We start from the raw sequence: 11195 nt of genomic DNA on the forward strand, positions 1-11195 counted from the left end.
CATGGCCTGGACAACCGCATGCCCAGACTGGGCGGACCGCCTGCGGGCGCGCAAGTCGATAATTCCGCCGCCGATCTTCCCCAACCAGGCCGAGTACGCGCTGGGAATCTTCAAGCAGTTGAAGGTAGTTGACCTTCCGCAGGTGTATGACGAAGCCATCGGCGGATACCGGCACCAAACGTTCGGGGAATGCTCAGAGGAATGGGTGTTCGATTTCGTGCGCGCCATCTTTGGCGGTTATGAAGCCGACACGGGTAAGCAGCTGATCCGTGAGTACGGGCTGCTCATTAGCAAGAAGAACACGAAATCGACCATCGCCGCCGGCATCATGCTGACGGCGGTCATCATCTGCTGGCGCCAGGAAGAGGAGCACCTGATCCTGGCTCCCACAAAGGAAGTCGCAGACAACAGTTTCAAGCCGGCCGCCGCCATGGTGCGCGCCGACGAGGAACTGTCCGATATGTTCCATATCCAGGACCATATCCGCACGATCACGCATCGGACAACCCGCAACAGTCTTAAGGTGGTAGCGGCTGATACCGACACAGTTTCGGGGAAGAAGTCGGGCCGAATCCTCGTCGATGAACTTTGGCTGTTCGGCAAGCGTGCAAACGCCGTGGCGATGTTCCTTGAGGCGCTGGGAGGCCAGATATCGCGGGATGAAGGTTGGGTGATCTACCTGACGACACAAAGCGATGAGCCGCCGGCGGGTGTCTTCAAAGAAAAGCTCGCCTACTGGCGCGACGTGCGAGATGGGCGGGTGGTCGATCCGAAGACGCTGGGTATCCTGTACGAGTTTCCGGAAGACATGGTCGAGGCAAAAGTCTATCTCGACCCGGCGAACTTCTACATCACCAATCCGAACCTGGGCCGTTCGGTCAGCGGCGAATGGTTGGGGGATCAGCTCAAGCTATTGCAGGCCAGAACGGACGGAGCGTTCCAACAGTTCCTGGCCAAGCACCTGAATGTCGAAATCGGGCTGAACCTGCGTTCTGACCGCTGGGCGGGTGCTGATCACTGGCTAAAGCGGGGGAAGCGGGAACTGACGCTTCGCGCGCTGATGGAGCGTTCCGAAGTGGTCACGGCCGGTATCGACGGCGGCGGCCTGGATGACCTACTGGGCTTGGCATTTCTAGGGCGCGAGCGTGGCACGGGAAACTGGCTGCATTGGGCGCGAGCCTGGGCGCACCCGTCTGTTCTGGAGCGCCGCAAAGAGATTGAGCCCAGATTGCGCGATTTCGAACGGGCTGGCGAGTTGGTCATAGTCAAGCAGATCGGCGATGACACCGCCGAACTGGCGACCCTCATCCGCCAAGTGTATGACGCGGGCTTGTTCCCTGAGAAATGTGGCATCGGTGCAGACCAAAACGGTGTGACCTTCAATGACGCGCTGGTTGAGGCTGAAATCCCCGAGGAATTGATCGTCGGAGTGTCTCAGGGTTGGAAGCTGGGAGGAATCATCAAGACGGTGGAGCGCAAGCTTGCCGAAGGCTCCTTCTTGCATGGCGATCAGGCGCTGATGGCTTGGGCTGTAGGCAATGCTCGTATCGAGCTGCGCGCTAACGGCATCTTGATCACCAAGCAGGCGAGCGGCACAGCGAAGATTGACCCCTTGATGGCGACATTCGATGCGGCACAGTTGATGGTCCTTAATCCCGAGGCCTCAGGCCGGTCGGTGTACGAGTCCCGCGGGATTCGATTTATCTGAGAGAACCCATGAAATTACTGGACCGCTTTCTGGGCGGCTCAGCCGACGAGTTGGCGCCTGAAGCAGGCCCGCGGCTTGAGCCCACCATTGCGCTCGAAAGCGCGCAGGCTTCGTCGCAGCCCAGGGGGCAGGCCTTTCGAGGTTTGGACGATCCGGCGCTGCTGGAATACATCCGCAGCGGCGACTACAGCAGCCGGGTGGAGTCGCTGCGGAACATGGCCGCATTGCGATGCGTGTCTCTAATCGTCACGTCGCTTGGAATGCTGCCGCTCAACCTGATTCGAAACGACGCATCAAAAGCGGCAGCGAAAGACCACCCGGGGTATCGGCTGATGAAGCTGAAGCCGAACGGGTGGCAAACGCCCTTCGAGTTCAAGAGCATGATGCAGCTGCATGTCTTGCAGCAAGGCAATGCCTACGCGAGGGTTATCTGGTCGGCAGGCAGACCCATCGCATTGGTGCCGATGGCGCTGGGGGCGGTCAAGGCCGAGCTGGTGGGCTGGGAGATGCGATACACGTACACCCGGCCGGATGGCCAGCAGGTAAAGCTGTCTCAGAAGGAGGTGTTTCACCTGCGGGACATCACCATTGATGGGGTGGAAGGGCTGGGCCGCATGAAGCTCGCGCGCGATGCCATCGCTCTGGCGCGTGATGCCGAGCACGCCGCCAGTCGCGTATTTCGGACGGGCAACCTGGCGGGTGGCGCGGTGGAGGTTCCCAAGGCGCTTTCTGATACGGCCTATGGCCGAATGCGCAACTCCCTTGATACGGACTTTGCGGGGGCCGAGAACGCGGAACGCTGGATGCTGCTGGAGGAAGGCGCCAAGGCAAACAAGTTCAAGGTGACAGCAGCCGAAGCGCAGCACATCGAGAACCGCAACGCGCAGATCGAAGAGGTGGCGCGCGCCTTCGGCGTGCCGCGGCCCCTCCTGATGATGGACGACACCAGTTGGGGGTCGGGCATCGAGCAGCTTGGGATCTTCTTCGTGCAGTACGGGCTGCAGTTCTGGTTTACCGCGTGGGAACAGGCGGCGATGCGCACCTTCCTGACCGACGAGGAACTGGACGAGCTGGCCTACAAGTTCAACGAGCGGGCGCTGATGCGCGGCACGTTGAAGGATCAGGCCGACTATTTCGCCAAAGCGTCCGGGGCGGGCGGCCATGCCCCGTGGATGTGGCAGAACGAGATCCGGGAGCTGTCAGACCTTCCGGCGAGCGATGACCCGCAGGCGAACAAGCTGCGCGATCCCATTACCCAAAAAGGAAAATCCAATGAGCCTGCTGCATCTGCCTGAGATCAAGGCGGACGCCCGCCTGGCGGCCGCCGACTTCGATCTGCGCCCCGACGCACTGGAGCGGTGGGCGCCACAGGTACGCGCCGCCGGCACGGACGAAGACGCCACCATTTCCATCTACGACCCCATCGGGGAAGCCTGGGATGGAAGCGGTGTGACGGTCAAACGCATTCAGGCCGCGCTGCGTTCCGTCGGGGCCCGTGAGGTGACGGTGAATGTGAATTCACCCGGGGGCAACTTCTTTGAGGGGGTTGCAATCTACAACGCGCTGCGTGAACACAAGGCCAAGGTAACCATTAAGGTCCTCGGCTTGGCGGCGTCTGCGGCTTCCGTTATTGCCATGGCTGGCGATGAGATCCTGATGGGTCAAGGATCGTTCTTGATGATCCATAACGCATGGGCTGTAGCCATAGGAAACCGTCATGACCTGATGGATGCTGCCGCGAAGCTGAAGCCGTTCGATGAAGCGATGGCACAGGTTTACGGGGCCAGAACAGGCCTGTCGTCCTCGCAGGCCGCAGCGCTCATGGACAAGGAAACTTGGATCGGTGCTGAGCAGGCGGTAGAGGATGGGTTTGCCACAGGCCTACTGGATGGCGCCGCAGTTACCGAGGCGCCCCAATCGAATATGGAACGGCGGGCATTGGCCCAGGTGGAAGCGGCCATGGCTCGCGCTGGATATAGCCGCTCTTCGCGTCGCGACACCTTCAAAGCACTTTTCTCCGGCAAGCCGAGCGCTGCCACAACCGCCATGCCGTGCGCTGGCGACGACGTAGCAGCCCTGCTGCAAACCACACTTACAACCCTGCGAGGTTAAACATGAAGCAACAATCGAATGCCCGCGTACCCCGCGGGCTAGTCTCCGTTCGCGCCGACGCCGGCGCTCCGGGGGATATCAAGGATCTGGTTGCCCAGCTGAACCAGGCCTTCGCTACGTTCAAAGACGAGCATACGAAGCAGCTGGACGAGGTCAAGAAGGGTACGCACGACGCCCTGCAAGCGCTCAAGGTCGAAAAGATCAACGCCGATATCAGCCGGCTCCAATCGGCCATCGATGACGCCAATCTGAAGATCGTATCGGCCCAGATGGGCGACGGCAGCGGCCAACGGCTGAAGGACGCGGAGTATAGCGACGCGTTCAATGCCCACTTCAAAAAGGGCGATGTGCAGGCCGCCTTGAACAAGGGCGCCGCGGAAGAGGGCGGCTACCTCGCTCCGGTGGAGTGGGACCGTACGATCACGGACAAGCTGGTGCTGGTTTCGCCCATGCGCCAGCTGGCAACCGTTCAGCCCGTGTCTGGCGCCGGCCTCACCAAGCTGTACAACCTGGGCGGTACGGCCTCGGGCTGGGTTGGCGAAACTGCCGCGCGCCCGCAGACGAATACCGCGGGCTTTGCCTCGCTGGGTTTCGGCTGGGGCGAGATTTACGCCAATCCGGCCGCCACGCAGCAACTGCTGGACGATTCCGCGATCAGCCTGGAAAGCTGGCTCGCCGGGGAGGTGGAAACCGAGTTCGCCAAGCAGGAAGGTCTGGCTTATGTTTCGGGCGATGGCGCCAACAAGCCCTTCGGCATCCTGACCTACATCGTTGGCGGGGCCAATGCCACCAAGCATCCCTTCGGCGCGATCAAGGTGGTGAACAGCGGCGCTGCGGCGGCCATCACCTCGGACGGCGTCATCGACCTGATCTATGACCTGCCCTCGGCCTTCACGGGCAACGCGCGATTCGCCATGAACCGCAAGACCCAGGGCCTGGTTCGCAAGCTGAAGGACGGCCAAGGAAACTATCTGTGGCAGCCGTCCATGGTGGCGGGCCAGCCCTCCACTCTCGGCGGCTTCCCGCTCAGCGAGGTTCCGGATATGCCTGATGCGGTCGCTGGCGCGGCCGCCGTGCTGTTCGGGGACTTCAAGCGTACCTACACCATCTACGACCGCGTAGGCGTGAAGGTGCTGCGTGATCCCTACACCAACAAGCCCTTCGTGCTGTTCTACACGACCAAGCGCGTGGGCGGCGGTGTCCACAACCCCGAGCCGATGCGCGCGATGAAGATCGCGGCGGCGTAACGAGCCAAGGAGGGGCGCCAGAAGGGCGTCCCTCCACTACATGGGAGAGAAATATGCCGAAGCTGATCAAGACGATCCGCGCTGTGCCGAAAGGCGAAATCTACCCGGTCGAATATCCCGCCGGCGATGAATGTCCGGTGTGGCTGCTGCCGGCCGCTCATGACCTGGACGCACTGGAAGAGCCTGAGGGCGACGCGAGTGAAAAGGCCGAACTGATGGCGAAGCTCGACGCGGACGAGATCAAGTATGACAAACGCTGGGGCCTGGACAAGCTGCGTTTGGCCCTGACCGAAGGCAAGAAGGACTGACCATGCCGCTGCTGACGCCTGAAGAGTGCATTGCTCATTGCAACGCTGATCCGGCGGATGCGTCAATGCTGGCCGACCTGCTTGCCGCTGCCGAAAGCGCGGTGGCAGGCCATCTCAATCGCGCATTCTATTCGGCGCAAACCGATCTCATCGCCGCGCAGGACGCGCTGCCGCAGGCTGCCGGCGAAGCGCAGGACGCATACGAGGCAGCGATGGCGGCCGCGGCGGATCTTGTCAACCCTGCTGCGCGCCAAATGGCAACAGCACTTGCGACGGAGCGGTTGAAGGAAGCGAAGATCGGATTTCAGCGCGTGCTGTTCGGCATGGTGGCGACACCGCGTGTCAGGGCCGCGGTGCGGCTGACGCTCGGCAATCTGTATGCCAACCGCGAAGAGGTGGTTGTCGGTGCAAGCGCGGCTCGGCTTCCTCAAGGGGTGCCGGAACTCCTGCGCGCTGACAGGCGGGAGATGATGCCATGAGGGCCGGGACGCTGCGCACCAGAATTCGGATCGAGCGGCGGGAAGACGGGCAAGACGACGCCGGGCAGCCGAATGGACCCTGGGTGGAAGTTGCAACAGTACCGGCAGATCCTCGCGGTCAGACCGGTATGGGTGCCATTACCCGCAACCAGGAAAACATTGGCGCGTCCATCAACGCATACAGTTTCCGGATCCGGTTCCGCCGCGGCATCGACCAGGGGATGCGCGTACTGGAGCTGTACGACGGGCAGCCGGTGGGCGAACCCTTCGATATCAAAAATGTGCGGATGGACCTTGCGCGGCGGCAGTGGACGGACCTGATCTGCGAGCAGGGAGGCAGCGATGGCTAAGGGGCTTCAGACGACGTTCGATACGTCGGGCTGGTCTGCGGGCCTTGATCGTCTGTTGGGGCCTGCACGGGTCAGCCTGGCGCGCTCGATGGCGGTTGCTGGCGGCGAGGTGCTGCGGGATGAAGCCAAGGCGCGGGTGAATACGCACAACGGAGTTCTGGGCACCGCCATCTACCTTGCCTTCCGGGAACGGTACTCGACAGATCAGGAGGTCCAGTATGCAGTCACCTGGAACAAGCGTAAGGCACCGCACGGCCACTTGGTGGAGTTCGGACACTGGCAGATCTACGCCGTAGTCCGCAAGCCGGACGGCAGCTATGTCACGGACAAGCGTCGCAGGCTGGCTACGCCAAAGTGGGTGCCCGCCTATCCGTTCCTGCGGCCGGCCTATGAAGCCGCCTCGGAACGCGCACAGGCGGCAATGATCCAGCGCGGACGGCAGCGCCTGCCCGAGCTTCTGGCTGGGAGAGAGGTGAACGATGACACTTGAGTCCAAGTTGAAAACGCTTCTGGGGCCGTTGGTCGGCGGGCGCGTGTATCCGGATGTCACGCCGGACAAGCCGGAATTCCCGCTGATCGTTTACCAGGGCGCGGGCGGGCAAGAGCGTTGGTACGTCGAGGGCAAGCGCCGCGAGAAGCGGAACCAGCGCTTGCAGGTGTTCGTCTGGGCGGCCACGCGGTCGCAGGCGAGCGCCCTCGCCGATCAGATCGGCACCGCCCTGTGCGAAAGCGACTTTCCGGCCGTGGAGCCCTACGGCTCTCCCACCAGCCTCTACGAAGAGGCAATCAAGAAGTACGGCACCCGCCAGGACTTCGGCATCTGGTTCCTTCCCTCCTGACTTTCTCCTGCTTCTATATCAAACCCGGCTCCGCGCCGGGTTTTTCATTTGAGGAAAACAAATGTCTTCCATTTTTATCAACGGATCTCAGTTTCGAATCTCCACGCTTCTCGCTGCGGCAGTCGCGATCAGTGCCGTCACCAACGGAGAGGACCCGGTTGCATCTGCCGCCACTCCCCCTGCCGATGGCGACAAGCTGGTTATCGATTCGGGCTGGTCTGCCTTGACCGAATCGGTGTATCGCGCCATTGGCTCGACCGCTGACAGCTTCAAGATCGAGGGTGCCGATACGACCGATCTCCGGCTCTATCCGGCTGGCCTGGGCGTCGGCTCCTACCGCAAGGTGAGCGACTGGGTGTCGCTTGACCAGATCACCGACGTGCAGATTACGGGTGGTGAACAGCAGTATCACACCTACCAATACGTTGAGGATCCGACCGGCAAGCAACGTCAGAAACCCACGGTCAAGACCCCGACCGTGCTGACGTACACAGTCGACTACGACCGAAAGAAGGCTTGGTACAAGGCGCTGGTCGCCGCAGACAGGCTGCGTGCACCCATCGTATTGGAGACGCTGTACCCGGACGGAAGCGTTACCTACTACTACGGCTATCCGTCGTTTCGCAAGGATCCGACGGGTGGCCAAAACGTCAACCTGCAGAACGGCTTCACGCTGTCTCTGATCGCCGATGCTGTTACCTACGACGAGGCCTGATCATGACTTTCATCATCAAAGGGAATCCCGTCATCGAAGCGACGGTGACGATTACCGGGCAGGGCCGCACTCAAAAGTTGGAGCTGGCGTTTCGCCACAAGACTGACGACGAGTATCGCGCACTCATGGCAAAGGTCGAGAAGGGCAAGCTCTCCACGGGCGGGCTCTTGCTGGAGCTGGTCGAACGCTGGAATGCAGACATGCCGCTGGACGAGTCGGGCGTTAACGCGCTGCGGCAGCACCAGCCAGGGGCTGACCTCGCCATCGTGCAGGCCTACAACCGCGCGCTGCAGGTCGAACTGGAAAAAAACTAAAGGCGGCGGTGGCGGCGTTCTATTGGACACCGCCATCCGCCACTGCGCTCGCGCTGGCCGGCATTCGATCTCGGCCCGCACTGTTTAAGAGGCCCGTTCCCGAAGTGTTGCCGCAACTGGCTGATGCCTTTGCGCTCTTCATCCGCAATCAAACGCAATGGCGTGTTGGCGCGGGCGGCCCTATCGGACTGGACTACTTGGCGCTGCAAGCCGATCTGCGTTTGCGGGGTGTTCGGCGCAAACGCCAGCGCCAGGTCATGGACATGCTGCGAATGGTTGAGCGTGCGGCCCTGGAGTTTCTACACAAGAGCTGAATATGGCACAGGAAAGCATAGGGACTGCGCGGTTAGACATTGTTGTCGATACTTCGCAGTTCGATACCGCCATTGCGACGGCGAAGCGCGGCACCAGCGACATGTCGCAATCTGCCCAGGCGGACTATGCCAGGCTGAGCGCCGCCGAGCGTCGCCGAGTGGACGCCCTGGTGAACCAGGCGAACACCATCGACTACACGCGGAAGCAGCAAATTCTGTACAACGCTGCGCTGCGTGAAGTACCCACTTCGATCCTGGACGAACTGAAATCGAAACTCGCCGCGACGGGCGCGGCGGCGGCCGGCGCGGGGAAGCAACTCAACCAGTACGGGATCAGCGCCGCCCAACAGGCCGCAGCCCTGCGTGGCGTGCCTGCGCAGTTGACCGACATTGTGGTGTCGCTCCAGGGCGGGCAGCAGCCGCTGACGGTGTTGCTCCAGCAAGGCGGCCAGCTAAAGGACATGTTCGGCGGGATCGTGCCCGCGGCGCGCGCGTTGGGTGGCGCGTTAATGGGCCTAGTTAATCCGTACACCCTTGCGGCGGGCGCCGTTGCCGCAGTAGCCGCGGCGTGGGTAAAGGGATCCTCCGAAGCCGAGTACTTCCGTGAAGCACTGATTCTGAATGGGAATGCTGCGGGTGTCACGGCGGATAACTTGGGTTTGCTGGCGCGCGGATTGGGCGAAGTCACGGGTAGCCATTCACGCGCAGTTCAGGCTTTGAATGCGGTTGCCGCCTCCGGGAAGCTGTCCGGCACCGCGCTAGCTGACGTGGCTCTCATTGCTGCTGAGATGCAGCGTGCGACTGGCGTGGAGATTGAAAAGACCGTTGAGGTCTTTGCAAAGCTTGGAAGGGACCCGGTTGCCGCGGTTGTGGAACTCAACGAGCGGTATGGGATTCTGACGGGCACCATCTACGCTCAGGCCCAAGCCTTGACGGACCAAGGTCGGGCGCAGGAGGCCGTTGAGCTTGTCGCGAGGCAGGCGGCATCGGAACTCACTGGCAGAACCGCCGCGCAGAAGGAGAACCTGGGGTCGCTCGAATCGGCATGGAACAAGCTGGGCTCAGCCGCGTCTTGGGCTTGGGACAAGATGCTGGACATCGGTCGTGAGACCACGGTCGATGAGACCTTGCGGGTGGTTGAGCGTGAGATTCGCCAGCGTGCTGAGAATATTCGGATCGCCTCTGAGGCTGGCGCGACGATCAGCGATAAGGAGAGGGCTGGCCTCAAGGACGCAGAAGGGCGTCGTGATGCGCTGATCGCCCAGCGCAAAGAGGCGGAAGACGCAGCCAAAGCGCAGTCGGAACTTGTGCGGATTAACCGCGAGGCGATCCAGTCCCGCGAACACATTGCGCGCATCATCGAAGAGGGTGCATCCAAAGCGGACAAGTATCGGAAGGCAGTGGCCGATCTAGATGCGTGGATCATCAAGTCGCAAAAGGATGGCACGAAGCTCTCGGATGAGCAGATAAAGGCCGCACGCGCCGCCGTTGATCGGCAGTTCGAGGAAAAGGGCGCCAAAAAGCCTCACACGGACGATGCCGCTACTAAGCTCCTCCAGCAATACCGAGAAGCAGAAGCTTCCTTGCACGCTCAGATCACCAGCGAAGGCAAGCTGGCAACCTGGGGACAGAAGCGCGCTGAGTTCGAACAGCAGATTGCCGACCTGAAGGACAAGAAAGTCCTGACGGCGGATCAGAAGAGTCTGCTGGCCCAGCAAGACCTGCTGCGCCGCCAGCTTGATCTGAACGTGGCCGCCGAGAAGGAGCTACGCACCAAGCAGGAAACCGCCAAGGTCGAAGCCTTGCGCGCCAGCTTGGTCGCCACCCGGGATCTGGAACAGCAGCAGTACGCGGATCAAGTTGCCGGGGTGGGGCGGGGTGATCGCGCCCAGGAAGAGCTTCAGGCGCGCCAAGGAATCCTGCGGGACTACCAACGCCAGCAGGCGCAGTTTGATCGTTCGATGGCCTCCGGCCAGATAACGCAGGAGACCTACCAGAGCGAAACCAAGCTCCTACAGGAACACCTTCAGCTCCGGCTGTCTATGCAACAGGAGTACTTCGACCACGTGCGAAGTGCCCAGGCAGATTGGAAGAACGGCGCCAAGTCGGCGCTTGAAAACTATCTGAACTCGGCTACGAACGTTGCCGATCAGACGAAGGGGCTTTTCTCGAACGCATTCCAGGGTATGGAGGATGCGATTGTCCGCTTCGCGACAACAGGGAAACTATCGTTCGCGGACTTCGCGACTTCGGTAGTCGCTGACTTGGCGCGGATCGCTACACGCCAAGCAATGGCCGGGTTGGTGGGAAATTTCCTCGGATCTTCCGGCGGCGGATTCTCGTCGTCGCAAGTGGGCGGAACAATGACTGGGGATGTGTCTGCGTTGCGGAGTGGCCCCTGGGGATTTGGAACAGCGATCGCGGGTTCGCGCGCCTCTGGTGGCCCGACTGCAGCCAACTCGTTGTACCGGGTTAATGAACTTGGTCCGGAGCTCTATTCGGAGGGAGGTAGAACTTACCTCATGAGTGGTGCAGATGGGGGGTACGTGACTCCACTCGTTTCGAATTCCGTTGGAAACGCGACGGCTGGTCGTAGCCCTGTAGTGAACATAAACATGACCGGGGCTCCATCGGAGCCTGAAGTTCAAGTCCGCCAGCATACGGACGGCTCACTGTCGATCGACATGTTGTGGCGACAGATCGATAAGCGTCTGGGTGGTGCGATCAGGGCTGGGAACAGCGAAGCTGGTCGTGCAATGCAACATCGATTTGGATTGAAACCACAGTTGGGGTGAAGCATGGCATTACC

13 protein-coding genes are annotated in these 11195 nt (G+C 61.4%); all 13 read left to right on the forward strand.

The genetic code is table 11. From position 1 onward, the window contains the following. Nucleotide 1 precedes the first annotated feature (1 nt). The 13 genes from AC3WOB_RS27535 (at nt 2) to AC3WOB_RS27595 (ending at nt 11181) form a co-directional block, all read left to right on the forward strand. Nucleotides 2–1708 carry a terminase large subunit gene (locus tag AC3WOB_RS27535; RefSeq protein ID WP_492276792.1) on the forward strand — a complete coding sequence of 569 codons (1707 nt, stop codon included), beginning with the start codon at nt 2–4 and terminating at the stop codon, nt 1706–1708. An 8-nt stretch (nt 1709–1716) separates the two neighbouring features. Further along, a complete protein-coding gene (locus AC3WOB_RS27540) occupies nt 1717–3003 on the forward strand; it encodes a phage portal protein (protein ID WP_492276793.1) in 1287 nt (428 codons plus the stop codon). Beyond that, nucleotides 2981–3820 (forward strand): head maturation protease, ClpP-related, encoded by an 840-nt coding sequence (locus tag AC3WOB_RS27545; protein WP_492276794.1) that lies wholly within the window; start codon nt 2981–2983, stop codon nt 3818–3820. Before AC3WOB_RS27540 ends, AC3WOB_RS27545 begins: the two co-directional genes overlap by 23 nt. A gap of 2 nt (nt 3821–3822) precedes the next feature. Continuing rightward, nucleotides 3823–5067 (forward strand): phage major capsid protein, encoded by a 1245-nt coding sequence (locus AC3WOB_RS27550; RefSeq protein ID WP_492276795.1) that lies wholly within the window; start codon nt 3823–3825, stop codon nt 5065–5067. Between the two features lie 53 nt (nt 5068–5120). Further along, nucleotides 5121–5375, forward strand: coding sequence for a hypothetical protein (locus tag AC3WOB_RS27555; RefSeq protein WP_492276796.1), 255 nt, complete (start codon nt 5121–5123; stop codon nt 5373–5375). 2 nt (nt 5376–5377) lie between these two features. Continuing rightward, a complete protein-coding gene (locus AC3WOB_RS27560; protein ID WP_492276797.1) occupies nt 5378–5854 on the forward strand; it encodes a head-tail connector protein in 477 nt (158 codons plus the stop codon). Further along, nucleotides 5851–6204: a head-tail adaptor protein gene (locus AC3WOB_RS27565; RefSeq protein ID WP_105240789.1), complete on the forward strand. Its 354-nt coding sequence runs from the start codon at nt 5851–5853 to the stop codon at nt 6202–6204. Before AC3WOB_RS27560 ends, AC3WOB_RS27565 begins: the two co-directional genes overlap by 4 nt. Continuing rightward, nucleotides 6197–6694, forward strand: coding sequence for an HK97 gp10 family phage protein (locus tag AC3WOB_RS27570; RefSeq protein WP_492276798.1), 498 nt, complete (start codon nt 6197–6199; stop codon nt 6692–6694). Before AC3WOB_RS27565 ends, AC3WOB_RS27570 begins: the two co-directional genes overlap by 8 nt. Nucleotides 6695–6701: 7 nt before the next feature. After that, a complete protein-coding gene (locus tag AC3WOB_RS27575; protein ID WP_492276799.1) occupies nt 6702–7043 on the forward strand; it encodes a DUF3168 domain-containing protein in 342 nt (113 codons plus the stop codon). Between the two features lie 61 nt (nt 7044–7104). Next, a complete protein-coding gene (locus AC3WOB_RS27580; RefSeq protein ID WP_492276800.1) occupies nt 7105–7758 on the forward strand; it encodes a phage tail protein in 654 nt (217 codons plus the stop codon). Nucleotides 7759–7760: 2 nt separating this feature from the next. Further along, nucleotides 7761–8072, forward strand: coding sequence for a phage tail assembly chaperone (locus AC3WOB_RS27585; RefSeq protein WP_088141932.1), 312 nt, complete (start codon nt 7761–7763; stop codon nt 8070–8072). An 8-nt stretch (nt 8073–8080) separates the two neighbouring features. Continuing rightward, complete coding sequence (locus AC3WOB_RS27590; protein ID WP_492276801.1) at nt 8081–8386, forward strand: DUF1799 domain-containing protein; 306 nt, start codon at nt 8081–8083, stop codon at nt 8384–8386. Nucleotides 8387–8388: 2 nt separating this feature from the next. Next, a complete protein-coding gene (locus AC3WOB_RS27595; RefSeq protein ID WP_492276802.1) occupies nt 8389–11181 on the forward strand; it encodes a phage tail tape measure protein in 2793 nt (930 codons plus the stop codon). Nucleotides 11182–11195 lie beyond the last annotated feature (14 nt).

The sequence above is a fragment of the Achromobacter sp. FW305-C-30-7 genome (genome assembly GCF_058783105.1).